Source organism: Nocardia sp. NPDC101769, from assembly GCF_044766925.1.
In the GTDB taxonomy this organism is placed as follows: domain Bacteria; phylum Actinomycetota; class Actinomycetes; order Mycobacteriales; family Mycobacteriaceae; genus Nocardia.
This window is the reverse complement of sequence record NZ_JBIWMX010000009.1, coordinates 96,191-120,168: the sequence shown is the minus strand read 5'-3', so window position 1 is coordinate 120,168 and position 23,978 is coordinate 96,191. Positions and strand designations below refer to the sequence as shown.

Genomic DNA, 23,978 nt, shown 5'->3' with positions numbered 1-23,978 from the left:
CCCGCCCTGGGCCCCGAAACACGTTCCAGCCCAGGGCGGGTCGGTCATATTCCGGTGGGCGTGCCGACTGACGGTGCGGCGGGAAACGGCAACCCCTTCAGCGCACAGCTCGTGGGCAATCCTGGTCGCCGACCACTTGTGCTCGCGGCGCAATTGCTCGATCCGCACCACGATCTCGGCCGGGGTTGCCGTCGGCTGGCTGTATGGTGCCGAGGAACGGTCCATCGGTCCGATGTCTCCGTAATCGCGGTAGCGATTGACCCACTTCGACGCGGTCGCCCTGGACATCCCCATCTCAGCGGCTACGCGAGCGATCGGCCTCGTTTCGCAACGTTGCACCAGGCGACGTCTGCCCTCGGGGCTCAACGGCGCGTTTGCGTGTGGCACCCGGGGTGTCCCAGCCTTGCCCCGGCAACCTGGAGGGGTCACGCGAACCGTTCCCATGCCGACTGACGACGCATCCCAAGGGCTTCCCCGATCCGGTCCCACGAGATGCCGCGCCGACGGGCCTCACCGACCCAGGAGCGCAGATCGTCGTCGACCAGGTGGCGTATCGCCTCGATGCGCGGCAACTGCGCCAGCAACGCCTCGTCGTCGACGCCTTTCCATATCGGCGTGGCGCGATCCAGTCCGGCCGGCTTGTTCTTCACGGCCTCGGCGCACAGGGACACGCAGTCGTTGCAGATGTAGACACCGGTACCGGCGACCAGGGTGTCAACGTTGTCAGCCGAGCGCTTGCAGAAGGAGCAGTGGTTCACGATCAGACCTTTCGTCAGGGCATTCCTGACAAAGGATAGGCGCGTCAGGCAATGCCTGACAAGCTGTCGTAAACAACCTCATGACCCGCAACAACTAGCCGACGCAACACTTCCCCGTGTCCTGCGCACGCCAGCAGGACACGAACAGTGCGGGAATCACGCCACCCGTGAACCCCACCTCAGGCGACTGGATTCGATCGCAGCAGCGACCCACTGCCCCACATGATGTCGATCGTTCACCAGCGGGGTGCCGGTCGGGTCGAGACGTATCGGGGCAATCCAACCGGTCCGCCCCCGATAAGGGGAATCCTTGCCCATGACAACGGTTTTCCAACCCTCGGCACTGTCGTTCACCAGCGCATGGCAGTGATCGCATGCCAAGGTCAGGTTGGTCAGATCGGTGGGGCCGCCTTCGGCCCAGTCGGTGATGTGGTGCACCGCGCACATCGACGCGGGCGCATCGCATCCGGGGCGGGTGCAGCCCTTGTCGCGGGCGATAAGTGCCAGGCGCTGGGCAGGGCTGGCCAGCCGCTGGCAGCGACCCAAGTAGAGCGGCAGCCCGTCCGCGTCGAGGACCGCCAGCACCGGGCGGGTGCCCTCGGCCAGCTTCAACGCCTCGTCGATGCTCACGTGGCCGCCCGAAGCGGTGGTCGCGACCCCGGCTCCGCGCTCGAGGTCGGTGAGGTTCACGGTCAGGATGGTCTGGACCGGCAGGCCGCGGTGGGAGCCGAGCTCGGCGGGGTCGAGGCCGGGCCGCAGCAACGCGAACAGCGCGTCGTGGGTGCGCTGCCCCGCATCGCGACGATCACGACGCGCGGCGACCTCGAGGACTTTCGAATCGATGACACCGGTAGTCGCGGTGGGGCTTTCGGGGTCTTCGAGGTTGCACATGCCCGGACGGGCGAACTTCGCCAGCACAGCATCGAGCAGGGCACGCAGTTCAGGGGTGATCCAGCCCTCGATCCACGACATGCCGTCCACACCGGGACGACCCAGGATCAGGCCACGCCGACGACGGCGGTCGGCGTCGGAGACGACCTTGCCGTCCGGGTCGACACGGGCGAGGATGTCGCGACCGATCTTGGGCAGGTCATCGGCGGCGAAGGCCAGCAGCGACCGAGGGCCAGCCGACACGGCAGTGGCCGACGAGGATGTCCTCGGCTTCGGTGCGGGTCTCGGCGGGGATGTTCGCGGGCAGGTGGTTCATGACGTCGATGATGTTGCGGACATGATCGCGTGAGATAGCGCCTGCCTCAAAGGCTTCGGCGGTCTTCTCCAACGCGGCCGGGCGCAGGTGACCGGAGGGTTCGAAGAACTCTCCGCACTGGCCGGTGATCTTCACCCGCACCGACGCGTGCGTGGGATGCGCTTCCCGCGGCCAGCCAGCGTCTCGTCTCTTTGCTGGCGGCCAGGGCGGCGACGCTGCCGAGCGTGACGAACAGGCTGACGGCATTACCGGCGTTCTGAGCGAGATCATCCATGCGCACGGATTGGAAGATGACCACCGCGTAGCAGAGCCCGCAGGCCGCGATGATGGTGTATTTCCCTGCGGGCAGCCGGAACAGCAGCAGTATCCCGCCTATGGGCAGCGCCGCCAGTGGTCGGAGACCTCGGAACCGCACGCGACCATCGCAGGTTGATCCGGCTACGGCGGGTTGGCGGCGGCTACGTCGAAGTCCGAGTGGCGGCAGGGCGGCAGCCTGGTCGGCACCGTCGCAATCGGGGGAGATGAGCAGTGTCTCAACCAATCTCACACGAGGTCCCCGATTACCCGGTCCAGAAATCTGGAGGTCGCCCGGCGCGGGCTGGAATCGCACGAGTCGTGCGACGGGCGGTGCGAGGCGAAACGCTATTTCGCCGCACTCGTTCCGCATCTGGACATGCTCGCTCGCCGCCGGGCTGCCTCGTCGGGGTGGAATCCGTGGACCTCGAGGCAGTAGCGGTCGGGCGGTGAATTCGCGAGGCGTGCTGGTTGTTTCGGGTCAGTCGCGGCGCGGCGGGATGCCGTCCCGGAGGAGATCCTCGACGGTGGCGAAGGTGTGTGCGGTGAGCCAGAGACGCAGCAGGTGCCGCCGCCGTTCGAGGTCCTCGTGGTCGGTGTACGCCTCCCGGCAGTGCAGGATCTTGGCGTTGTTGAGGATTTGCACGTCGCCGGGGGCGAACTCCATCGGGAGGTAGAAGCGCGGGTCGTTGGCGGTGTCCTCGAGCATCCGCATGGCTTCGAGCTGCAGGTCGGTCAGGGGCGGGACGTCCGGGTGACGCTGGGCGTCGCGGATGTACCAGCCGATGTAGAAGATCCGCGGCGTGCCGTTGATGTCGTGGATCGCGGGCAGCGTGAAATACGGTGTCTCGCCGGGTGATTGCTCGTCGTTGCGTTCCCAGTGAAAGGGCTGCCGCAGGACGTCGATGAGGTCCGGTCGCTCGGCGAGGATGTGGTTGTAGACCGCCAGGGAGCTGGCGATGCGGCTCTGCCCACCGGTTTTCGCGGCATTCAGGCAGAGCAGCCCGACCAGGTCGGAGCCGTCGGTGTGGAAGTCCTGACGCTGTTTGGTGGTGTAGAGCCGCACCGCGGGGCTGTCACGGGCAATCCGCTCGTCCCGCACATGGCCGAGCAGATCGCCGGCGGCGTTCTGGCTGACCGGGGTGCCCAGATGCAGCCCGAGACCCACATAGGCGAGCTCGGTTTCGGCCGGTGTGAGCAGATCCTGCGGAAAGCTCCGGATGAGCACGAACGCGCGCCCGTGGGCGAGGATGGCACTCCATTCCCGCAGCGGCTCGGTCAGCCCCGGGAGCGGGAAGTCCTCGCGTCGCACCGTCGCGGCGGTTAGGCCCGCGGCAATGGCGGCGCGGGCGGTATCGGCGATCTCCCGGCGCTGGGCATCGGTGAGCACTGTCGCCCACTCGGCGGGATCGCCGAGATCCGCGCCGTGCCACACGGCCGGTGATTCCACAGGTTGGTAGGGGGCGGCCGTCATGCGGGTGCTCCTGATCGAGAGGTGGTCGTCGGGGCCGGTTCAGGACTGGACAGCGGTGTCCGTCCGGCCGGCAGCAGTTCGCCGATGAGTTGTTCTACACGCGTGCGGATTTCATCGCGAATGGGCCGCACGGCGGCAACGCTCTTGCCCGCGGGATCGTGGAGCTGCCAGTCGCGGTAGTCGACGCCGGGGAAGTACGGGCAGGTGTCGCCGCAGCCCATGGTGATGACGACGGTGGAGGTCTGCACGGTGTCGGGTGTGAGGATCTTCGGTGTCTGAGCGGTGATGTCGATGCCGAGTTCGGCCATCGCCTCGACTGCGGCGGGGTTGATGGTCTCGGCGGGCGCGGCCCCGGCCGACCGGACCTCGATCGCGTCGCCGGCGAGGTGGGTGAGGAAGCCCTGGGCCATCTGGGAGCGTCCGGCATTGTGGACGCAGACGAACAGCACGCTGGGTGTGGCGGTCATCGGCTGGGACGGCCTTTCAGGAGGTCCGGACGTTGTGGGGTGTGACGATGTCGTCCGCCGGTACGGGATCGGGGTAGAGCAGCCCGATCAGGACGAAACCGAGTGCGGCCCCGAGAATTTGGGCGGCGATGAATGCGGGCACCGACGCGGGGGCGATCCCGGCGAAGGTGTCGGAGAAGACACGCCCGACGGTGACGGCCGGGTTGGCGAAGCTGGTGGAGCTGGTGAACCAGTAGGCCGAGCCGATGTAGGCGGCGACGGCTGCGGCCGAGAGCGCCGCGCGGCCGGTGCGCGCGAGCGCGAAGATGACCGCGATCAGTCCGGCCGTGGCGACCACCTCACCGACCAGATGGCCGGTGGTGACGCGGTGATGTGTGGAGATCTGGGCGGCGGGCTGGTCGAACATGATGTTGGCCAGCACCGCCCCCACGATCCCGCCGAGGATCTGCGCACCGATATAGGCCACCAGGTCGGTGGCGCTCAGCCCGGTGCCGCGGCGGCGTCCGGCCCACCAATCCGCGGCCGAGACAACAGGATTGAAGTGCGCGCCGGAAGCCGGGCCGAGCATCAGGATCAGGATGCCCAGCCCGAATACCGTGGCGGTCGAGTTCTCCAGCAGCTGGAGACCGAGATCGTGTGCTGACAGTTGCTGGGCGGCGATGCCGGAGCCGACCACCACGCACACCAGCAGGCCGGTGCCGATGAACTCGGCCAGCAAACGTCGTTTGAGCGTGTTCATCGGAGCACCGCCTCGGGGAGCGCGATGTCCAGCAGTGCCGAAAGCCGGCGCAGCGCGGCGGCTTCGACCCGGTAGTACACCCACGACCCGCGCCGCTCGCTCGACAGCAGCCCCGCTTCGCGCAATACCCGCAGGTGATGGGAGATGGTCGGCTGGGAGACGTCGAAACCGTCGGAGATGTCGCACACGCAGGCTTCCTGTCCGGTGTGGCTGGCGATCACCGACAGCAGCCGCAAACGGATCGGGTCCGACAACGCCTTGAACGCCGCGGCCAGCTCCGTGGCGGCCTGCGCTGTCAACGGTTCGCGGACCAGGGGCGTGACCTCACACGCGGGTGAGGTCACGGCCAGCGAAAGCACTCGATTCGACACTCGTCGATATTGATGGATGTCGAAATCCATGGGCAAGCGAACGCCTGGTGAACGACTCGGTGCGGGCTCAGCCGCAGCAGGATGCCCCGGAGGCCACGGCATCCGCCTTTGCCGCTCTGCCGCAGCAACCACCCTCGGCGGCGGCGTCTCCGGTGGTGCCGCAGCAAGCCCCCTCGGCCACCGTTTCTTCGGTGGTGCCGCAGCAGATTGCCATCGCTTGTGCGTCGTCGGCGGTTGCGCCGGATTCCAATACCGGTGCGGTGCCGAAGGTTTCGCTGTCCGCCAGGACGGTGTAGACCTCCCAGCGCTCGGTGTCGGGTGCGGTGACCCACACCTTGTCCTGGGTGGCGAAGCAACAGGTGGTCGCGATCTGCTCCTCGGTGAACATGCCTGCCGCCGACAGTCTGGCGATCTCGGCATGCACCTGGTCGCTGGACTCGACCTCGACCCCGAGGTGGTTGAGGCTGCCGCCGTGCCCCGGGTTCTCGATCAGCACCAGCTTGAGCGGCGGCTCGGCGATCGCGAAATTCGCGTAACCGGGCTTGCGCTTGGCCGGCTCGGCCTGGAACAGGGTCGAATAGAACGCCACCGCCTGGTCGATGTTGTCGACGTTGAGAGCGAGCTGAACACGGGACATGAGACCGTACCTCCACTTGTGAGACATATGTCGAAGAGCTGGTGTGGCCGAGTCTGCGCCACTATTTCGACATATGTCAAGGAGGTGGGTAATCTCGTTCGCATGCCCAAGGCGCTGCCCGTAATCGACATGTCCGCCCCGGTCTGCTGCGCCCCCGTCGCCGCCGGCCCCGTCGACGACGCCGCCGCCCTGGAAATCGCTCTGCGCCTCAAGGCCATAGCCGACCCGGCCCGCGTGAAACTTCTGTCCCTCCTGCTCGCCAGCCCCCACGGCGAGGAGAACACCGGCGACCTGGCCGCAGCCGTCGCACTCGCCGAATCCACCGTCAGTCACCACCTCGGCCAACTGAAGAAGGCCGGCCTGGTCGAGTCCGAACGCCGTGGCATGAACACCTACCACCGTGCCCAGCGCGCGTCCCTCGCGGCGCTGTGCGTCGTCCTCGACCCGAACTGCTGCCGCTAGCCCGGCGGTCAGGATCCGCGAACAGCCCTGGTTATCAGAGGCTTTCGGTGGTTCGGGCTGCCTCGGGTGCCGGTAGCGGGGAGTCGTTGGCGGTGAGAATGCATTGGCGCGGCGGGCTTTTCGTGAGCGGGCTGCGCCGATGCAAGCCTGTCGTGTTCGCGTCAGTTGTGGACGCCGGAGCCGGTGGCGGCGTTGTTGTAGATCTGCGCCATGGGGCAGGTGGGCTGGGGGTTGCCGCCGCAGAAGACGAGGACCAGGAAGCCCAGTGGGAAGAGGATGGGCGCGGTCAGGACGTCGGTGAGGGCTGAGCCGGTGGTGGCCACCGGCGTCGCGACGACGGGTTGGATGGGGGCGGGAGCGGGTGCTGCCGCTGCTGTAGCGGCGGGCGCGGCCGCCGCGAGCGCGATCGAGACGATGGCTGCTGCACCAAAACGCTTGGCAATGTTCACTATTGGTCCTCCGTGGCGGGAGAGTATCGATTTGCGAACACTGTAGTTCGTGAAGGTTCGGTATGAAGTGGCATTGCTTCAAATCGGGTGGGGTTCCGCGGGTGGCGTCGGATGCTCGGCCGGGGGAGCCGATAGTGGCCCCTCCGTCCGGAATCTGTGCTTGGATACGCGAACCCGGGCGGCCTGGCGAGTTGGTCCGATGTGACCTTCCGTTGGAACCTGTTCCACTTGGTGGGATAGGCTTGACCAGGGATTATCGGGTTCGATGCCCCCGAAGTTGGGGGCAGTTTCCCGAATCGGGGTGGGTGGGGTGAACGCGTTTTGTACACTGCCCGCTGAAGTGAATAGACGTCACTTCAGATCCTGAATTCGAGGTACCCATGAAGTCTTCAACACCGGTGGGGGTGTTTGCCGTCCGTGTCGCCGCGGCCGTGATCGGCGCGGGGCTGCTGATCGCGGGCGTTGCCGGGTGCGGCAGCGACAAGTCGTCCGACAGTTCGCCGGGCGGTGCCACCAGTACCGCTGCCACATCCGTGAGCTCCACGGCCGCCCCCGCGCCGACGACCGTCGCGCCCGCGCCGACCACCCAGGCACCCGCGCCGCAGCCGGCGGCCACGGAACCGGCCGCACCGCAGCCCGTCGCGCCGGAGGCCGTCGCGCCGCAACCGGTCGCCCCGCAGCCGGCCGCGCCCAAGCCTGCACCGCAGACGCAGCAGCAGCAGAAGCCCGCGCCGCCGACCCTGGACGCGCCCGGATTCGAGCCGCGTGCGGGTTACTGAGAAGGCCGGACAAGTTCGTGCTGGATAACGGTGGGCGGTGGCTGTGTGCCGCCGCGGTAGCGCTAGCGGCCTCGGTGTCGACCGTGGCCGCTGCGAACGCGGATCCGGCCTCGCCGGATGCCGCCCCCGCGGGCAAAGAGCTGGTGGTCCTGGGTGATTCGTTCTCCGCGAACGCCTGGGACTTCTTCGACGAGAGCAACAGCTGCCTGCGCCACGGCCGGACGGCCTGGCCGGTGCAGCTGGGCAGGCTCATGGGCGTGTACGGGACCGACGAGATGGCCGATCCCTCCTGCCCTGGCGCGTCGATCGACAGTGGCCCGGGGTGGAGCCTGGCCCAGGAGGCTCAGAAAGCGGACAGGGCAGGCGCTTTCGGGCCGAATACCAAAGTGGTCACGCTGCAGTTCGGGCTCAACGACAAGTGGGGCGAGAACGACCAGACGCTCTGGAAGTCGTTGCAGGGCTGCGTGTTCAACCTTGTCGACGGCTGCGATCCGGAGTCGGTCGATCAGGGCCGGATGCCCGACTACAACGGTGTGTCCGGGGCATTGATGGCCAAGCGCATGAGCAACGCGGTCGCCTACATCAAGTACTACGCGCCGAACGCCCGCGTCGTGTTCGTCGGCTATCCGGAGTTGTTCCCCCCGGGCAGCAGCACGGTCTGTCTCAGCATCGGCGGCGTCGCGCCGTTCATCCAGTCGCGCGGTCGCGCGGTGGTGGAGTACTTCGACCGCATCGACCAGGCGCAGCGGGAAGCCGCCCAGCTGTTGGGTATCGAGTTCCTGGATTCCCGCGCGCTCACCACCGGTCATGGGCTCTGCTCGTCGCAGCCCTGGCTGAATGGCGTGTTCGATCCGCGAACCGATCTCGACGGCCTGTTCTTCCACCCGTCGAGTCAGGGCGACGCCGTGGTCGCCAACGCCATCTACGACCGATACGGGCACTGATGCCATCGAGATTCCGTCGATCGGCCCGTTGATCATTGATAGCCTCCTCGTCGAGTTTCCCGATTGTCCAGGGGTTTTGTGGTTTGCTGAATCCCGCACTCCGGCCCTCGGGGCCTCTTGTACACTCCGCGCAAAAGTGAAAAGTCACCATTCAATTTGCGATTCGAGGGTTCCATGAAGTTCCGTATCCCAGGCGCGCGCACTGCGGCGGCCGCCATCGGCGGGGTCGTGCTGATCGGCGCGCTGGCGGCGTGTGGAAGCGACAAGGCCGCCGACACGCCCACCACCCAGGCGAGCACCACCGCTGCGGTCGTGAGCAGTTCGGCCGCCCCCGCGAGCAGCGCCGCCCCGGCGCCGAGCGCGGCCCCCGCGCCCGCCGTGGCCCCGGAGGCCACCACCGAAGCACCCGCCCCGCAGCCGGTGGCCCCCGCAGCGCCCGAAGCGCCTGCGGCACAACCGGTTGCGCCCAAGCCCGCGCCGCAGACCCAGCAGGCGCCCAAGCCCGCGCCGCCGACCCTGGATGCCCCCGGGTTCGAGCCCCGCGCAGGCTACTGACGAAACCGGAGAACATACGTGTCGGGAAACAACGGTCGGTGGCTGTGTGCCGCGGTGGTCGCGTTCGCCGCGGTCATGACGGGAACATCGGGGGCGCAAGCGGATTCGGTTCCGCAGGGTAAGGAACTCGTCATCCTGGGCGACTCGTTCACGGCCAACGGCTGGAACCCGCTGTCGCAGGAGAAGAAGTGCGACCACGGCGACACCGCGTGGCCGGTGCAGCTGAGCGCACTGATGGGCGTGCAGGGCACCGATCGGATGTGGAACCAGTCGTGTCCGGGCGCGTCGCTCGACACCGGGGACGGGTACACCCTGAAGGTCCAGGCCAGCAACGCCGACAAGGCGGGCTCGTTCGGACCGAACACCAAGCTGGTGACGGTGCAGTTCGGCCTCAATGACGTCTGGGGCGGCGCCGCGCAATCCCCGTGGACCTCGATCGAGCACTGCTTCTACGACGTCGTCGGCGGCTGCGGTCCCGACGCGGTGGCCGCCGGCCGAATGGTCGACCCGCAGAACGTGACCGGCGCCGAATACGCCTCCCGCATCAGCAAGGTCATCGCGTACATCCGGTACTACGCCCCGAACGCGCACGTCGTGATCGTCGGCTACCCGGAGCTGTTCCGGCCCGACCAGGACGCCATCTGCTTCGATATCGCCGGCGTCCCGGCCACCCAGCCGCGCGGCCGCACCGTCGTCGAGTACCTCAATCGGATCGACCAGGCCGAGCGGGAAGCCGCCGCGCAGCTGAACCTGGAATACCTCGACGCCCGCGCGCTCACCGCCGGGCACGGGCTGTGTACGCCGCAGCAGTGGGTCAACGGAGTGTTCGACCCGAAAGTCAATATCGCCGGTCTGCCGTTCCACCCCGCTCCCCAGGGCGACGCCGTGGTAGCAAACGCACTGTACGAGAGGTACGCACGATGACCCGCCCACCCGAAGTCGCCCCGCGCGAGGCCTCCGCCGCGCTCGGGGTGGAGCAGTACGCCACGCAGCTTCTCCAGCCCGCCCCGTCCACCCGGGCCGCCGAACCGGTCCGGGCCGCCGAGCCCGCCCGGACCGAGGGCCGCACCGAGTCCGTCGCCGAGCGCGCCCGGCGGGAGCGGCCCGCGCTGCCCTCGCTGACCGGCGCGCGGTGGTGGGCGGCGTTCGCGGTATTCGTATTGCACGCCTTGGTGTTCCTGCCGGTCTACCCGTTCCAGAAGTCGGCGCTGTTCCGCCACATCCACGAGTGGATCCCGATGCAGCTCGGGGCCGCGGGCGTCACCTTCTTCTTCGTGCTGTCCGGCTTCATCATCTACTGGTCGTTCCGGCCGGGCATGTCGGTGAGTGGCTTCTACCGGCGGCGGGTACTGAAGATCTACCCGACACACCTGCTGGCGGCCGCCGCGTTCATCGTGGTCGCGAGTGTGCCGCTGCACCGCGCTGTGGTGTGGGTGCCGAACCTGCTGCTGGTGCACACCTGGGTGCCGAAGTGGACCACGGTCGGCGGCTTGAATGTGCCGTCCTGGTCGCTGGCCGCGGAAATGCTGTTCTACCTGAGCTTTCCGTTGTTGCTGCCGCTCATCACGCGGATCCCGACCCGCCGGCTGCTGCTGGCCATGGGCCTGCTGATGCTGGGCATCGTCGCGCTGCACACCTCGTACTTCCTCTGGGTGGACGGCCCGAAGGGCATCGCGAATGCCTTTGCGCCGCGCCTGGTTCCGGGCAACACGTCGCCGTACTACGAACTGCACGCCTCCCCGGCCTGGTTCCAGCAGCCCGACATCCCGGTGTCTCCGTCGTACTGGCTCAGCTACACCTTCCCGCTGTCCCGCCTGCCGGAGTTCTTCCTGGGGGTGCTGGCGGCCCGCATGGTGCTCGAAGGTCGTTGGCGCAATACGAATCTCGCCTGGCCGCTGCTGGCGCTGACCGTCGCGTACGCGGCGACCTGGGTGGTGCCGGTGAACTACAAGATGTCCGTGCTGCTGCTCCCCCCGATGACCGCGGTGGTCGCCACCATGGCGGCGCGAGACCTGGCCGGCATCCGCGGCCTCAACGCCCACCCGCGCATGGTGTGGCTGGGCAATGTGTCCTTCGCCTTCTACCTCATCCAGTTCCCGGTCATGGTCCTGGTCACCCGATACCTGATCGGCGGCAAGGAGTTCGGCATTCTCGGCTGGGCGGGCTTCTCCCTGCTGTGCCTGGTCCTCTCCACCGCCATCGCCGCGGTGCTCTACCACTGGGTCGACCTGCCGATCATGCGCAACTTCGCCCGCTCTAAGCGGGACGCCCGGGCGAAGGGTTAGCATCCGCTGCGCGAACTGCTTGCGGCAGTAGCGTTTCCATGCGGTGAACGCGTGTCCATTCGGTGGGCGGTGTTCATCGCCTGGCCATGGGTGGCAGGGCGAGTCGACATCTGAAACATGTTTCATTCGGAGCGCATTTCGGTGTCGACTCGCAAAGGAACATGTATGCGCCACAACGGCGTTGGAGACTATCGCAGCAAACCATTCGCTATCGCAGCGGCGGCCGCACTGGCCGTGCTCGGGGGCTCGGCTGTCACACCGACCGTGGCGCACGCCGCGGTCACGAGCCCGAACCTGATCGTGGATGGCGATGCCGAGGCGGTGGCACAGTGCTCGCCGAAGGGGCTGGACGGCATGACCCTGCCGGGCTGGAATATCGGCTACGGTGAGCCGAATGCGGTGTGCTACGGGCAGCCTGGATGGCCGGACGCGTCCTCGCCGGGTCCGTCGAACCGGGGTTCGAAGTTCTTCGCCGGCGGCGGCACCGGTAATGCCGAGATGGATCAGACCATCAACGTCTCGGCCGCGGGTGCGGCCATCGACCAGGGTGGCGTGAGCTTCGATCTCAATGGCTGGCTGGGCGGGTACGGTGCCCAGGACGATCGGGTCAACATGACGGCGACGTTCCTCAGCGCATCGGGGTCCCAGCTCGGTTCCGCCGAGTGCGATGACGTGAGCAGCATCGATCGCGGCCTGAAAACAGGTCTGCTGCAGCGTGATACGAAGGGCACCCTGCCGAAGGGCACGCGCGCGGTGAAGATCCAGCTGAACTTCACCTGGACCTACGGCGACACCAACGACGGCTACGCCGACAACCTGTCGTTCACCATCGGCGCTGCACTGCCCGCGCCGAAGCTGACCGCGCCCGCCTCGACGGTGCCTGGTTACGACCACGTCTTCGTGGTCTACATGGAGAACCAGGATTACGACGGGCTCACCGGAATCATCGGTAATCCACTGGCCCCCTACATCAACGGCCTGCGGCCGCAGGGCGCGACGCTGAGCCAGTCCTACGCCACGACGCATCCGAGCGATCCGAACTATGTCGCGCTGGCGGCGGGCGGACTGTACGGGCTGGTCGACAACAGCGTGGGTACGACGACCCTCGACGCGCGCCACATCGGCAACAGTGTGGACGCGGCGGGCAAGAGCTGGAAGGGCTACGCCGAAGAGGCCAACGGCAATTGCGACCAGGCATCCCACGGCCAGTACTACCCGGATGACCTGCCGTTCTTGTACTTCCAGAACATGAAGTCCAACCAGGGCTATTGCGCGGCGCACCTGCAGCCGCTCACGCAGATGACGACCGACCTGCAATCCGCCGCCACCACCCCGAACTTCGTGTGGTTCGCCGCCAATGAATGCCACAACATGGAGGGCTGCGGCGTCGCCTCGGGTGACAGCTGGCTGAGCACCACCCTGCCCACCATCCTGAACTCCCCGGCCTGGAAGCAGCAGCGCTCGCTGCTCATCCTGACCTGGGACGAGGGTGCCACCAAGGCGTTCGGCCCGCTGTTCCCCAATCGGGTCCCGACCATCGTGCTCGGCTCGCAGAACACCGTGAAGCCCGGCTACACCAGCTCCCAGCGCACCGATCAGTACGGCTTGCTCCGTACGATCGACACCGCCCTGGGCCTGAAGCCCCTGACCAACAACGACGGTTACGCGGCCACGGTGAACGACATCTGGTCCGGCCACTGACGGTGCCCTTGCCCGTCCGGATGACCTGATCGCGCAGGCACACCCGGTGTGCCTGCGCGGCGTGTCCCGCGCGACGCGCGGAATCCTGGGCGGATGGGGAGGTGCGGGATCCTGTCGGTTCGCGCGGCTAGTCTGCGGGGATGGTCAAACCGGAGTCGGCGCTGCGCCGCCTGATGCGCGATACAGGAAAACTGCTGCAGCCGTACGGGTTTGAGGGGGCCGAGCCGACCTGGGTGCGGGTGATGCCCGGCGGTACGGCCACCGTGGCGCGCACGCGGACATTCCGGACATTCACCGGTGGACAGCAGATGCTCCGATTCGGGCTGGGCGCCTGGGCGACCCCGACCGCGTGGTGGGAATTCCGCAACTGGCGCAACGAACGCCTGGGCCGTGCGCCTCTCGCGATCGAGACCGCGGCGGGGCCCGGCCTGCTCCCGGGCGAGGGTCTGCCCGAGGACCCGGACCAGCTGTGGTCGGTGCGCCTCGACCCCGACCAGCCGGGTCACGTCCAGCCCGGCGATATCGACCTCATCCGCGCAGAGCTGCCCCGGCGCGTCCACGCCCACGCCCGCCGCGCGCTGCGCCTGCTCGACCCCGACGGCTATCTCGAAGAGCTACTGGCGCAACCGAATCCGACCGCCGCCACCTGGGAGGCCATTGCCGTCCTGCTCGCCGAGCACGGCCCGAGTTCCCGCCTCGACGACGCTCTGGATCGCTTGACGCGCGCGGCGCGGGAACAGCCCGACCCCCGCACCCAGGACGTCGTCGACTTCATCGCGGCCCGCACCTTGTCGAGCCGCTCGGCGTAGAAGAACACCCGTCCGCATCCGAGACAGGGCAGGGCGGGCAGGTCCGTCAGCGCCCGCCCGCCATTGCGCTGGATCAGACTCGAAGCGGGACGCCCGGGCGAAGAGCTAGCGCACGATCAGCCTTCGACGCAGGCTGCGCCCAGCCGGGGCCGTCGGCCGGCGCCACCTCTGGCCCCGATCCCGGGGGCAAGGGGTGCAGGGGCAAGGGATTTGGCGGGTACGAGCCGGCCGTTCGCTGACCTAACGTTCAGCGCCGCAGGGTAATCAGTTGCGGTAGCTCTCGGAGGAATCGGCGTGGTTGTGCAGTCGGCCGTCAAGGCGGACGTCGCGGGGACGGGTGAGCCGCGATGGAGTCCGTTGCGGCGGATGGTGTTCCGGTATTCATTCGTGACGCTGGGCGTTGGAATGGCCGGGGTATGGGTGCTGCACATGCTGCTGCGGTCGGTAGGAGTCTCGCAGCAGACCGTGATGGGTGTGGCGAAATGGACAGCACTGCATCCGCTCACGGATTGGCTGGGGAAGCATATCTTCGGCGTCCATGTCGACTGGTCGTTCACGGGAAGCGGTGATACCGCGGCGAATTGGGTGTCGATTTTCACCCTGCTGGTCGTCGCGGCGCCGGTCACGGCGGTGTGGTCGGTGCTGGATCGGCGGCGGCCGGACTATGTGCGGCTGTACGCGTGGTTCCGGATGGTGGTACGTCTGGCCCTGATGAGCGCCCTGCTGCTGTACGGCGTCACGAAACTGTTGCCGTCGCAGATGGCGTTCGCGCTGGACCGGCTGGTGGAGCCGTTCGGCGATCTCAGCCCGATGGCGGTGTTGTGGTCGCAGACGGCCAGCTCTGAGCCGTACGAAATCGCCTTGGGTGCAGCGGAAGTCACCGCGGGTCTGCTGCTGATCCTGCCGTTCACCGCGGGACTGGGTGCGCTCCTGTCGGTCGTGGTGACCCTCCAGGTGTTCCTGCTCAACCTCACCTTCGATGTGCCGGTGAAGATCCTCTCCGGTGAGCTGCTGGTGTATGCGACGGTGCTGGCGGCCCCGGATATCGGACGCACCGTCCGGGCTCTGGTCGGCCGGGCAGTGCCGGTGCGCGTGCCCGAGCCGCTGGTCTCCTCGGTGCGCGGGCGACGAATCCTGGTGGCGGCACAGGCGATTCTGGGGGTGTGGATATTCCTCGCAACTCTCGCCGAGGGCCATGATGCCTGGCAGGCGTACGGGAACGGCCGGCCGCACTCGCCGCTGTACGGGATCTGGAACGTCACCGAATATACAGTCGCGGGCCAGGAGGTCCCGGCGCTGGTCGACTTCCGGTCCTCGCCACCGGATGGGCAGCTCGCAGGTCCACTGGACCGCTCCCGCCGTCTCATCTTCGACGTCCCGCAGGGCGTGACCGCCCAGCGCATGGACGACTCGCTGGTGTCATTCCCGGTGGAGATCGATACCGATCTGCACACCGTGACCATTACGAGGGATCCGGCGCACCAGTGGAAGCTCGCGGTCCTGAACTATGAACAGCCCCAGCCCGATCAGCTGATATTGAACGGTCAGCTGGCCGGCCGTCCGGTGCATCTGCGCCTGACCCGCGTCGACCTCGACCGGTTCCGGCTGATCTCGCGCGGATTTCATTGGGTCCAGCCCGTCCCCTACCTCCGTTAGTGACGGCGTGTTCGTTGCGACGCGCCGCATGCCGGGCGGATGGCAGCTACATCGTCCTGTCGGTTCGCGCGGCTGGTCTGCGGGCGATGCCCGGGAGTACGGCCACTGTGGCGCGGACGCGGACATTCCGAACGTTCACCGGTGGACAGCTGACGCGCGCAGCGCGGGAGCAGCCCGACTCGCGCACTCAGGACGTCGTCGACTTCATCGCGGCCCGCACTTTGTCGAGCCGCTCGGCGTAGAAGAACACCCGTCCGCATCCGCGCCGAGCCATAACACCGGCCGGGACCGGGCGCCATCGATGAATCGATGCACGCCCGGTGTCTCAGCGACGAGGAATGGCGGGGGTATCCCAGGCGCGCGCGTAGCGGGTCTTGTCCGCGGACTTCTTCGGCTTGGCGCGGTACACCACGTACGGGCGGACCAGATAGCCGATGGGCGCGGAGAACATGTGGACCAGGCGGGTGTAGGGCCAGAAGGCGATGAGGGACAACACGATCAGGCCGTGCGCCTGGAAGGTCCAGGGGGTGCCGACCATGAGATCGGGGTGCGGGTGCAGGGTGAAAATACTGCGGAACCAGGGGGAGACGGTCTCGCGGTAGTTGTAGGTGCCCCAGAGCAGGTTGCTGCCGACGGTGTTGAGTAGACCGGTGATCAGGGCGGCGGCCAGCAGGATGTACATCACCTTGTCATTGGTGGTGGTGGCCTGACGGACGGCGGGGACGGTGACGCGGCGGTAGAGCAGGATGCCGATCCCGGCGATGACCGCCACGCCCGCAACGGATCCCGCAGAGACGGCGACCACGTGATAGGTCTCCTCGGAGATGCCGACGGCGTCGGTCCAGGACTGCGGGATGAGCACGCCGAGCACGTGCCCGCCGATCACCCCGAGCATGCCGAAGTGGAACAGCGGGCTGCCCAGACGCAGCAGCCACGACTCGTACACCTGCGAAGACCGTGTGGTCCAGCCGAATTGGTCGGTGCGATAGCGCCACAGGTGCCCGAGCACGAACGACGTGAACGCGATGTAGGGCAGCATCAGCCAGAGCGCGGAGCTCATCGGCGGGCCTCCGATCCGGTGAAGGCGAGCGGGTCCATGGCGAAGGGCTCGAGTCCAGCGGCGGTGCCGCCAATGCCCACAGCTTCTTCGGGCGGGCCCTGGGCGGCGAGTTCGGCGATGCGCCGGCGGTCGGCGGTGGTGACCGGTGGCAGGGTCGCCACCACCGACGCCAGCACCCCGGCGTAGGGAGATCCGCTGTCGGAAAGCGACAACCGCAGCAGTTCCAGCACCGGGACATGTTCGCCCAGCAGTCGTTCGCCGCCGACAGGATCGACGGTGGCGGCGAATTCGAGCAGCACGGGCAGGTGGTCGGGCAGTTCCTCGTCGCCGAGCTCGACCCCGGCATGCCGGTAGGCGTGCTTGAAACGCAGCAGCGCCATCCCGCGCTTGCGGGTGTCCCCGTAGGCGTAGAAGGTCAGGTGCAGGCTGGCCCGGCGGCGCATGTCGAAGGTCTCGACATACTCCTGGGCAAGCGCGATCGCATCGCCGGTGCGCAGGTGCGCGAGGAACCCGTCCAGCAGCGGACGCACGGTGTCCGGCAATTCCGCTGCGGCGGCGTCGAGTTCGTCGAGCATGGCCAGGGTCTGCGCGCTCGGATAGTCGAGCAGCAGCGCGCCCAGCCGCCACACCAGCCGCCGATCACGTTCGCTCATGGCGACGGCGGGTTCGGGCCGTCGCCGCAGTTTCAGCAGGCTCATCGCGTGACTCCGGTGGATTCCGGTGCGGCGGCGTCGAGTTCGTCGATCCTGGCGCGGGTCCGCGGGTGCGGGTAGTCGAGCGACAGCGCGGTCAGCCGCCACGCGTGCCGTCGATCGTCCTCGTGCGCGGTAACGGCGGGTGCGGTGCGCCGGCGCAATCTCAGCAGGTTCATCGTGTGGCTCCGGTGGGTTCCGGCTCGGCGGCGGTAGCGCCGTTGCTGACGCCGTCGATGCCGGAACCATGGTGGCCATTGCCGTTTCCGTTGCCGTTGCCGGACGTGGCGGTGGATGCGACGGCGCCGCTGCCGTTCGCTCCGTTCCCGCCGTGGCCATCGGCACCGGAGCCATTGGTGCCGTTTTCGGTGGGCACCAAGCCTTTCGTGCTCTTGCCGTCCCAGTTCAACAGGTTGATCCGGTTGGATTTCCGGTCGGGGGAAGCGTCGTTGGTGTCGGTGAGGTGGAACTTGTCGGCCATGTAGTCGAAGGCCGTCATGCCGGGCCCGCCGTCGGTGTCCAGGGAACAACCGGTAGCAAGCGAATCCAGTTCGTGGGCACGCGAAGTCGCGCCCGAGGGGATCACGTACCGGTGTTCGTATTTCGCGATGGCGAGCAGCCGGTACATGGCTTCGATCTCTTCGGGTTCGAGCCCGACCGCGTCCGGGATGGAGAGGTCGGGTTCTTGGCCGAGGTTGATCGAGCGCATGAACGACCGCATCCCCGCCAACCGCTGCAGCGACGCGCGGACCGGGCCGATTTCACCGGCGGTGAACAGTTCGGCCAGGTACTCCAACGGGATTCGCAGGGCGTCGATGGCGCCGAAGAGGTTGTTGCGGTTCTCCCCGTCGTGCCCGGTCTGGGTCAGGGTGTCGACCACCGGCGACAGCGGCGGCACGTACCAGACCATGGGCATGGTCCGGTATTCCGGATGCAGCGGCAACGCGATCTGGTAGTCCACGATCAGCTTGTAGACCGGTGAATCCTGGGCGGCCTGAATCCATTCCGGGGAGATGCCGGCGGCTTCGGCCTCGGAGATGACGCGGGGGTCGTGGGGGTTGAGGAACACGCCCAGCTGCGACGGGTAGAGGTCCTGGTCGTTCTGCACCGAGGCGGCTTCGAGGACCTTGTCGGCGTCATAGAGCATGACGCCGATGTAGCGCAGTCGCCCGACGCAGGTTTCGGAGCAGACGGTGGGGATGCCGACTTCCACACGCGGGTAGCAGAACGTGCACTTCTCTGCCTTGCCGGTCTTGTGGTTGAAGTAGATCTTCTTGTACGGGCATCCGGTGACGCATTGGCGCCAGCCGCGGCACTTGTCCTGGTCGACGAGCACGATGCCGTCCTCGGCGCGCTTGTAGATCGCACCCGAGGGGCACGACGCGGCACACGAGGGGTTGAGGCAGTGCTCGCAGATGCGCGGCAGGTAGAACATGAACGTTTCTTCGAACTCCAGCTTGACCTGCTCGGAGAGCTTGGCCAGCAATGGGTCCTTACCCACCTGCTCGGGGCCCGACCCCAGCGAGTCGTCCCAGTTCGCGCCCCAGGTGACGTTGGTGTCCTCACCGGTTATCAGCGACTTGGGCCGCGCCACCGGCGTGGTGTCCATCTGCGGCGCCGACAGCAGATTGTCGTAGTCGTAGCTCCACGGGTCGTAGTAGTCCGACACCGTGGGCAGGTCCGGGTTGGCGAAGATATTGAGCAGCCGCTTCATGCGCGACCCGGACTTGAGGGTGAGCCGGCCCTTCCTGTCGAGGGTCCAGCCGCCCTTCCACTTCTCCTGGTCCTCGTAGCGACGCGGATAGCCCTGTCCCGGACGGGTTTCCACATTGTTGAACCACACGTACTCGGTGCCGGAACGGTTGGTCCAGGCCTGCTTGCAGGTGACGCTGCAGGTGTGGCAGCCGATGCACTTGTCCAGGTTCATGACCATGGCCAGTTGCGCCATCACACGCATATCAGTACTCCACTTCCTGCGAGCGTTTGCGAATCGTGGTGACCTCGTCGCGCTGATTTCCGGTGGGGCCGTGGTAGTTCAGCGCGAACGACTGCTGCGCATAGCCACCGATGAGGTGCGAGGGCTTGATCATGATCCGGGTCAGCGCATTGTGGATACCACCGCGTTTACCCTTGCCCTGCTTGACATCCGCGGTGCCTTCGATGCGCGGCACGTTCACCGCGCGGTCCTGGGCGTGATACATGAACACCGTGCCCTCCGGCATGCGGTGCGACACGATCGCGCGCGCCACCACAATGCCGTTGCGGTTGATGGCCTCGATCCAATCATTGTCGGCGACACCGATTTTCGCGGCGTCCCTGTCCGACATCCAGATCGCCTGACCGCCCCGCGAGAGCGTCAGCATGTGCAGGTTGTCCTGGTAGGCGGAGTGGATCGACCACTTCGAGTGCGGCGTCAGATACCGCACGGTCACGCCGTTCCCGCTCGCCTTGCCGATACCCGGCTCGGCACAGTGTCCAATTTTCGGCTCGCCGAAGAGCGCGGTCATGTCCAGCGGCGGCCGGTAGATCGGTAGCTGCTCGCCCAGCTCCATCATCCAGTCGTGGTCGAGATAGAAGTGCTGCCGCCCGGTCAGCGTGTGCCAGGGCTTGGACCGCTCCACATTGATGGTGAACGGCGAATAGCGGCGCCCGCCCGTCTCGCTCCCGGACCATTCCGGTGAGGTGATCACCGGAACGGGCCGGGCCTGCGTGTCGGCGAAGGTGATTCGCTTCCCCTCGTGTTCGGCAGCCAGATCGGCCAGCTCGGTTCCGGTGCGCCGTTCGAGCGCATGGAACCCTTCCACCGCGAGCCGGCCGTTGGTGGTGCCGGACAGTGCCAGGATCGCCTCGGCCGCGTGGGTGTCCTTGGCCAGGGACGGACGGCCCTGCGCGACACCGGAAACCACAGTGCCGTTGACGCCGCGCAGGTAATCTACCTCGACATCGGGCAGAGTGGTGACACCCTTGGTGGTGAGTCCCAGCGTTTCGACCAACGGACCCAACGCGGCCATCTTGTCCGCGACGTTGGGGTAGTCACGTTCGACGACAACGAGTTTCGGCATGGTGACACCCGGAATGGCTTCGCATTCGCCGTGCTTCCAGTCCAGCACCCGCCCGCCGGCCTGCGCCAGCGCGTCGGCGGTGTCGTGCTGCAGCGGCACGGCGACCAGGTCCCGGCGCACCCCCAGGTGCTTCTCTGCCAGCCAGGAGAACCCGCGGGCAATGCGGTGGAAGGCCTCGAAATCGGTCTTGGCCTCCCATGGCGGGGAGATGGCCGGGGAGAAGGCGTGCACGAACGGGTGCATGTCGGTGGAGGACAGGTCGTGCTTCTCGTACCAGGTGGCGGCCGGGAACACGATGTCGGAGAACAGGGTCGTGGACGTCATGCGGAAGTCCATCGACATCAGCAGATCCAGCTTGCCGGTGGCGGCCTCGTCGCGCCATTCCAGTTCCTGCGGCCGCACCCCGGTGGTCTCGGTGGTCTGCAGGTTGGAGTCCGCGCCGAGCAGGTGCTTGTGGAAGTACTCGTTGCCCTTGCCGGAGGAACCCAGCAGGTTGGCGCGCCACACCGTCAGCACGCGCGGGAAGTTCTCGGGCGCGTCGGGATCCTCGCAGGCGAAGCGGAGATCGCCCGACTTCAGGCCGTCCACCACGTAATCCGCGGGGGTCTTGCCTGCCTGCTCGGCCTCGTCGACGAGATCGAGCGGGTTGCGGTTGAGCGTCGGATACGACGGCATCCAGCCCAGACGGGTTGCGAGCGCGATGTTGTCGGCGGCCGTGCGCCCGGCGAAGGTGCCCTTGCTCAGCGGCGAGGCGAACGATTCGGAGGTGAACGGGTCGTAGCGCCACTGGTTGTTGGCCAGGTACCAGAACACGGTGCCCTGCATCTGCCGCGGCGGCCGCTGCCAGTCCGAGGCGAAAGCCAGTGTGGCCCAACCGGTCACCGGGCGGCACTTCTCCTGGCCCACGTAATGCGCCCAGCCGCCGCCGTTCACGCCCTGGCAGCCGGTGAGCAGGGTCAGGGTGAAGAAGGAGCGGTAGATCTGGTCGGAGTGGAACCAGTGATTGGTGCCCGCGCCCATGAGGATCATGGACCGGCCCTTGGAACGCTCGGCATTGTCGGCGAATTCGCGTCCGAGGCGTTCGGCCTGTTGGGCGGGGACGCCGGTGATCGACTCCTGCCAGGCGGGAGTGTACGGCTGGGTCGCATCGTCATAGCCGGTCGGCCAGCTGCCGGGCAGGCCGGACCGGGCTACGCCGTACTGCGCCAGCAGCAGGTCGAACACCGTCGTCACCCGTCGTCCCGCGATGACGGTGGTCGGCACGCCACGGGTGAGGACATCCACTGTGTCGCCATCCCGCCCACCACCATCGAAGCGGGGGAACTGCACAGCCGCAACATCATCGGTGCGCCCGTGCAGGGTCAGCAGGGGATCGGTGTCCCCCAGGTCCAGATTCCAGCGCCCCTTGCCCGCCTCGTTGAAGCGGTGGCCGAGCGAGCCATTTGGCACCTGCGGACTGCCGTCCGCATCCAGCAGCACCGTCTGGTGCTCGACGCCCTCACCGGTGCGGCCGAGATCGGCGGCGGTGAGGAACTTGCCGGGCGTGAAGGTGTGACCGCTGTAGTCGCCGTCGGTGGACCAGCCGCCCTCGTGCTCGTCCAGCACCACCAGGTACGGCAGATCGGTGTAGCGCTTGACGTAGTCGTTGAAGTATGGAGTCTGCTTGTCCACGAAGAACTCTCGCAGCACCACGTGACCCATGGCCATGGCCAGGGCGGCGTCCGTACCCGGGCGCGCGGGCACCCATTCGTCGGCGAACTTGGTGTTGTCGGCGTAGTCGGGGGAGACCACCACGACCTTCTGGCCGCGGTAGCGGGCCTCGGTCATGTAGTGCGCGTCCGGGGTTCGGGTGACCGGGACGTTCGAGCCCCACATGATCAGGTAGCCGGCGTCGAACCAGTCGGCGGACTCGGGCACGTCGGTCTGGTCGCCGAACACCTGTGGCGAGGCGACGGGTAGGTCGGCGTACCAGTCGTAGAACGACAGCATCGAGCCGCCGATCAGCGAGATGAACCGGGCGCCCACGGCATGCGAGACCATGGACATGGCCGGGATCGGCGAGAAGCCCGCGACGCGGTCGGGGCCGTACTTCTTGATCGTGTAAACGTGTGCGGCGGCGGCGATTTCGGCGGCTTCCCACCATTCGGCGCGCACGAACCCGCCCTTGCCGCGGGCGGACTTGTAGGCCTTGGCCCGGTCCGCGTCCTCGACAATGGACTCCCACGCCAGCACCGGGTCCTTGAGCCGGGTCTTGGCGTCGCGGTACAGCTCCAGCAGCGTGCCACGCACGTACGGGTAGCGGATGCGCGCGGGGGAGTAGGTGTACCAGGAGAACGACGCGCCACGGGGACAGCCGCGCGGCTCGTACTCCGGCTTGTCGGCACCGACGCTCGGGTAGTCGGTCTGCTGCGACTCCCAGGTGATCACGCCGTCGGAGACATAGATCTTCCACGAGCACGAACCGGTGCAGTTCACGCCGTGCGTGGACCGCACCACCTTGTCGTGCGACCACCGATCCCGGTAGAACTCGTCGGCCTCGCGCCCGCCCACCTTGTGCAGGGTGCGCAGGTCACCGGACACTTCGCCGCGGTTGAAGTACTTCCCCAGTCGAAGCAGCGCATCGGCGGACGAGTGTCCGTTCTGCGTAATAGCCATAACGCCCCCTTCGAGCTGGAAAACCGGGCTGCTGGCTCGACTGTAGGGACGCCGGGGGAGGCATCAAAACGGTTTGCTCACAATGCTCGAAGCGCATTTGTGAGCTGTGAGATCGCCGCAATGTTCCGGTCACTGCGGGGTAGCGGCCGAGGTCACACCTTGCGGTCGCGACCTGGGAAAACTACCTCGCAGGCAGTGAAACAAGTTCTCGGAAGGGGCTTCCGGGACAGTAGCGGTGAAGCTTCCGAAACGGTCGGTTCTCGGTTACTTAATATTTGTTAACACACCGCTGGATTGCTGAGTGATCGCTATATCGTGCACCCATCCAACGATTCGACGGCGTGATCGAGACCGCGGCAAACGGCGGTGCATACATTCCCATTCCCCCGGCATCATCACCGCCCTCGGCGGTGGCGGCCGCATCCCCGTCCAGGCGACCTTCGACAGCATCCCCTACCGCGGCTCCATCGCCAACATGAACGCAGGCCCCTGCCTCGGCCTGCTGAAGGCCATCCGCGCCGAACTCGGCAAGGGCCCCGGCGACCAGGTCGCGGTAACCGTCGAACGCGACACCGCCGACCGCGCCCTCACCATTCCCGACGACCCGGCCGCGGTCCTGCACGCGGTGGGCGCCCAAGCTGCCTTCGACGCACTCTCCTACACCAGCCGCCGCGAACACGTCACCGCCGTCACCGGCGCCAAGAAGGGGAGCTGTTCGGTCGTTGAAATTGACTGGGAGAGCGGCAATTTAGTGAATGACTAGTCGAATTACGCAGGTATGCAGGACATTTCGGGCTCCGATGTGCTGGGGGCTCGCGATGGAATCAGTGCATGAGTTCGAAGGGGGAATGACTCGACACGTGCGGCATCGCCGAATTGGCGGCCGCCGTCGAGACCCTGTCGAACGCCATCCTCCACGGAA

25 protein-coding genes and 1 pseudogene are annotated in these 23,978 nt (G+C 67.1%); 11 read left to right on the top strand and 15 right to left on the bottom strand.

Annotated elements, in window-relative coordinates; all coding sequences use genetic code 11:
- Positions 1-51: 51 nt before the first annotated feature.
- From ACIRRA_RS17050 to ACIRRA_RS17035, 4 genes and pseudogenes are all read right to left on the bottom strand, one after another.
- A pseudogene (locus tag ACIRRA_RS17050) lies at positions 52-387 on the bottom strand (helix-turn-helix domain-containing protein); the annotation flags it as partial.
- A gap of 38 nt (positions 388-425) precedes the next feature.
- The gene (locus tag ACIRRA_RS17045; protein WP_402768441.1) at positions 426-758 is read right to left on the bottom strand and encodes a ClpX C4-type zinc finger protein; all 333 of its coding nucleotides are present in this window, start codon (positions 756-758) and stop codon (positions 426-428) included.
- Between the two features lie 156 nt (positions 759-914).
- The gene (locus ACIRRA_RS17040; protein WP_402768438.1) at positions 915-1,892 is read right to left on the bottom strand and encodes a DUF222 domain-containing protein; all 978 of its coding nucleotides are present in this window, start codon (positions 1,890-1,892) and stop codon (positions 915-917) included.
- On the bottom strand, positions 1,849-2,106 hold the full coding sequence (locus ACIRRA_RS17035; protein WP_402768435.1) for a DUF222 domain-containing protein: 258 nt from the start codon (positions 2,104-2,106) through the stop codon (positions 1,849-1,851). The genes ACIRRA_RS17040 and ACIRRA_RS17035 overlap by 44 nt, the downstream gene beginning before the upstream one ends.
- On the opposite strand from ACIRRA_RS17035, the gene ACIRRA_RS17030 reads away from it, so the two are divergent.
- Positions 2,090-2,398: a hypothetical protein gene (locus ACIRRA_RS17030; RefSeq protein ID WP_402768432.1), complete on the top strand. Its 309-nt coding sequence runs from the start codon at positions 2,090-2,092 to the stop codon at positions 2,396-2,398. The two genes, ACIRRA_RS17035 and ACIRRA_RS17030, sit on opposite strands and share 17 nt — an antisense overlap.
- Positions 2,399-2,740: 342 nt before the next feature.
- On the opposite strand, the gene ACIRRA_RS17025 is transcribed toward ACIRRA_RS17030, so the two are convergent.
- From ACIRRA_RS17025 to ACIRRA_RS17005, 5 genes are all read right to left on the bottom strand, one after another.
- Complete coding sequence (locus ACIRRA_RS17025) at positions 2,741-3,733, bottom strand: TauD/TfdA family dioxygenase (RefSeq protein WP_402768429.1); 993 nt, start codon at positions 3,731-3,733, stop codon at positions 2,741-2,743.
- The gene (locus tag ACIRRA_RS17020; RefSeq protein ID WP_402768427.1) at positions 3,730-4,200 is read right to left on the bottom strand and encodes an arsenate reductase ArsC; all 471 of its coding nucleotides are present in this window, start codon (positions 4,198-4,200) and stop codon (positions 3,730-3,732) included. Before ACIRRA_RS17020 ends, ACIRRA_RS17025 begins: the two co-directional genes overlap by 4 nt.
- Positions 4,201-4,216: 16 nt before the next feature.
- Positions 4,217-4,939: an aquaporin gene (locus ACIRRA_RS17015; protein WP_402768424.1), complete on the bottom strand. Its 723-nt coding sequence runs from the start codon at positions 4,937-4,939 to the stop codon at positions 4,217-4,219.
- Positions 4,936-5,310: an ArsR/SmtB family transcription factor gene (locus tag ACIRRA_RS17010; protein ID WP_402768421.1), complete on the bottom strand. Its 375-nt coding sequence runs from the start codon at positions 5,308-5,310 to the stop codon at positions 4,936-4,938. The genes ACIRRA_RS17015 and ACIRRA_RS17010 overlap by 4 nt, the downstream gene beginning before the upstream one ends.
- Positions 5,311-5,377: 67 nt before the next feature.
- Positions 5,378-5,947, bottom strand: a complete 570-nt coding sequence (locus ACIRRA_RS17005; RefSeq protein ID WP_402768418.1) for an ArsI/CadI family heavy metal resistance metalloenzyme — start codon at positions 5,945-5,947, stop codon at positions 5,378-5,380.
- A gap of 102 nt (positions 5,948-6,049) precedes the next feature.
- Between ACIRRA_RS17005 and ACIRRA_RS17000 the strand changes: the two genes are divergently transcribed.
- Positions 6,050-6,409: an Rv2640c family ArsR-like transcriptional regulator gene (locus tag ACIRRA_RS17000; RefSeq protein WP_402768714.1), complete on the top strand. Its 360-nt coding sequence runs from the start codon at positions 6,050-6,052 to the stop codon at positions 6,407-6,409.
- Between the two features lie 161 nt (positions 6,410-6,570).
- Here ACIRRA_RS17000 and ACIRRA_RS16995 read toward each other — a convergent pair whose 3' ends face one another.
- Complete coding sequence (locus ACIRRA_RS16995) at positions 6,571-6,858, bottom strand: hypothetical protein (protein ID WP_402768415.1); 288 nt, start codon at positions 6,856-6,858, stop codon at positions 6,571-6,573.
- Positions 6,859-7,238: 380 nt separating this feature from the next.
- On the opposite strand from ACIRRA_RS16995, the gene ACIRRA_RS16990 reads away from it, so the two are divergent.
- From ACIRRA_RS16990 to ACIRRA_RS16955, 8 genes are all read left to right on the top strand, one after another.
- Positions 7,239-7,637, top strand: coding sequence for a hypothetical protein (locus ACIRRA_RS16990; RefSeq protein ID WP_402768412.1), 399 nt, complete (start codon positions 7,239-7,241; stop codon positions 7,635-7,637).
- An 83-nt stretch (positions 7,638-7,720) separates the two neighbouring features.
- Positions 7,721-8,581, top strand: a complete 861-nt coding sequence (locus ACIRRA_RS16985; RefSeq protein ID WP_402768410.1) for an SGNH/GDSL hydrolase family protein — start codon at positions 7,721-7,723, stop codon at positions 8,579-8,581.
- Between the two features lie 174 nt (positions 8,582-8,755).
- Positions 8,756-9,136, top strand: a complete 381-nt coding sequence (locus tag ACIRRA_RS16980; RefSeq protein WP_402768407.1) for a hypothetical protein — start codon at positions 8,756-8,758, stop codon at positions 9,134-9,136.
- Positions 9,137-9,154: 18 nt separating this feature from the next.
- The gene (locus tag ACIRRA_RS16975) at positions 9,155-10,060 is read left to right on the top strand and encodes an SGNH/GDSL hydrolase family protein (protein ID WP_402768404.1); all 906 of its coding nucleotides are present in this window, start codon (positions 9,155-9,157) and stop codon (positions 10,058-10,060) included.
- Positions 10,057-11,421 (top strand): acyltransferase family protein, encoded by a 1,365-nt coding sequence (locus ACIRRA_RS16970; protein WP_402768401.1) that lies wholly within the window; start codon positions 10,057-10,059, stop codon positions 11,419-11,421. The genes ACIRRA_RS16975 and ACIRRA_RS16970 overlap by 4 nt, the downstream gene beginning before the upstream one ends.
- A gap of 165 nt (positions 11,422-11,586) precedes the next feature.
- Positions 11,587-13,122: an alkaline phosphatase family protein gene (locus ACIRRA_RS16965; RefSeq protein WP_402768399.1), complete on the top strand. Its 1,536-nt coding sequence runs from the start codon at positions 11,587-11,589 to the stop codon at positions 13,120-13,122.
- 140 nt (positions 13,123-13,262) lie between these two features.
- Positions 13,263-13,931, top strand: coding sequence for a hypothetical protein (locus tag ACIRRA_RS16960; RefSeq protein ID WP_402768396.1), 669 nt, complete (start codon positions 13,263-13,265; stop codon positions 13,929-13,931).
- 294 nt (positions 13,932-14,225) lie between these two features.
- Positions 14,226-15,587: a DoxX family protein gene (locus ACIRRA_RS16955; RefSeq protein ID WP_402768393.1), complete on the top strand. Its 1,362-nt coding sequence runs from the start codon at positions 14,226-14,228 to the stop codon at positions 15,585-15,587.
- 325 nt (positions 15,588-15,912) lie between these two features.
- Here ACIRRA_RS16955 and narI read toward each other — a convergent pair whose 3' ends face one another.
- The 5 genes from narI to ACIRRA_RS16930 are packed head-to-tail and all read right to left on the bottom strand — an operon-like array spanning position 15,913 to position 23,056.
- Entirely contained in the window at positions 15,913-16,647 is a 735-nt protein-coding gene (narI, locus tag ACIRRA_RS16950; RefSeq protein ID WP_402768391.1) for a respiratory nitrate reductase subunit gamma, read from the bottom strand.
- Positions 16,644-17,345 carry a nitrate reductase molybdenum cofactor assembly chaperone gene (narJ, locus tag ACIRRA_RS16945; protein ID WP_402768388.1) on the bottom strand — a complete coding sequence of 234 codons (702 nt, stop codon included), beginning with the start codon at positions 17,343-17,345 and terminating at the stop codon, positions 16,644-16,646. Before narJ ends, narI begins: the two co-directional genes overlap by 4 nt.
- The gene (locus tag ACIRRA_RS16940; RefSeq protein WP_402768385.1) at positions 17,342-17,518 is read right to left on the bottom strand and encodes a hypothetical protein; all 177 of its coding nucleotides are present in this window, start codon (positions 17,516-17,518) and stop codon (positions 17,342-17,344) included. Before ACIRRA_RS16940 ends, narJ begins: the two co-directional genes overlap by 4 nt.
- Positions 17,515-19,287 carry a nitrate reductase subunit beta gene (gene narH, locus ACIRRA_RS16935; protein ID WP_402768711.1) on the bottom strand — a complete coding sequence of 591 codons (1,773 nt, stop codon included), beginning with the start codon at positions 19,285-19,287 and terminating at the stop codon, positions 17,515-17,517. The genes ACIRRA_RS16940 and narH overlap by 4 nt, the downstream gene beginning before the upstream one ends.
- Positions 19,288-19,297: 10 nt before the next feature.
- Entirely contained in the window at positions 19,298-23,056 is a 3,759-nt protein-coding gene (locus ACIRRA_RS16930) for a nitrate reductase subunit alpha (protein WP_402768383.1), read from the bottom strand.
- Positions 23,057-23,357: 301 nt separating this feature from the next.
- On the opposite strand from ACIRRA_RS16930, the gene ACIRRA_RS16925 reads away from it, so the two are divergent.
- Complete coding sequence (locus tag ACIRRA_RS16925; protein ID WP_402768380.1) at positions 23,358-23,819, top strand: YdeI/OmpD-associated family protein; 462 nt, start codon at positions 23,358-23,360, stop codon at positions 23,817-23,819.
- The last annotated feature ends 159 nt before the right edge of the window (positions 23,820-23,978 follow it).

Excerpts from the sequence above, each read along its gene's own strand:
- ACIRRA_RS17025 (WP_402768429.1), bottom strand. The coding sequence starts at position 3,733 with ATGACGGCCGCCCCCTACCAACCTGTGGAATCACCGGCCGTGTGGCAC.
- ACIRRA_RS17020 (WP_402768427.1), bottom strand. The coding sequence starts at position 4,200 with ATGACCGCCACACCCAGCGTGCTGTTCGTCTGCGTCCACAATGCCGGA.
- ACIRRA_RS17015 (WP_402768424.1), bottom strand. The coding sequence starts at position 4,939 with ATGAACACGCTCAAACGACGTTTGCTGGCCGAGTTCATCGGCACCGGC.
- ACIRRA_RS17005 (WP_402768418.1), bottom strand. The coding sequence starts at position 5,947 with ATGTCCCGTGTTCAGCTCGCTCTCAACGTCGACAACATCGACCAGGCG.
- ACIRRA_RS17000 (WP_402768714.1), top strand. The coding sequence starts at position 6,050 with ATGCCCAAGGCGCTGCCCGTAATCGACATGTCCGCCCCGGTCTGCTGC.
- ACIRRA_RS16990 (WP_402768412.1), top strand. The coding sequence starts at position 7,239 with ATGAAGTCTTCAACACCGGTGGGGGTGTTTGCCGTCCGTGTCGCCGCG.
- ACIRRA_RS16980 (WP_402768407.1), top strand. The coding sequence starts at position 8,756 with ATGAAGTTCCGTATCCCAGGCGCGCGCACTGCGGCGGCCGCCATCGGC.
- ACIRRA_RS16970 (WP_402768401.1), top strand. The coding sequence starts at position 10,057 with ATGACCCGCCCACCCGAAGTCGCCCCGCGCGAGGCCTCCGCCGCGCTC.
- ACIRRA_RS16965 (WP_402768399.1), top strand. The coding sequence starts at position 11,587 with ATGCGCCACAACGGCGTTGGAGACTATCGCAGCAAACCATTCGCTATC.
- ACIRRA_RS16960 (WP_402768396.1), top strand. The coding sequence starts at position 13,263 with ATGGTCAAACCGGAGTCGGCGCTGCGCCGCCTGATGCGCGATACAGGA.
- narI (WP_402768391.1), bottom strand. The coding sequence starts at position 16,647 with ATGAGCTCCGCGCTCTGGCTGATGCTGCCCTACATCGCGTTCACGTCG.
- narJ (WP_402768388.1), bottom strand. The coding sequence starts at position 17,345 with ATGAGCCTGCTGAAACTGCGGCGACGGCCCGAACCCGCCGTCGCCATG.
- ACIRRA_RS16940 (WP_402768385.1), bottom strand. The coding sequence starts at position 17,518 with ATGAACCTGCTGAGATTGCGCCGGCGCACCGCACCCGCCGTTACCGCG.
- narH (WP_402768711.1), bottom strand. The coding sequence starts at position 19,287 with ATGGCGCAACTGGCCATGGTCATGAACCTGGACAAGTGCATCGGCTGC.
- ACIRRA_RS16930 (WP_402768383.1), bottom strand. The coding sequence starts at position 23,056 with ATGGCTATTACGCAGAACGGACACTCGTCCGCCGATGCGCTGCTTCGA.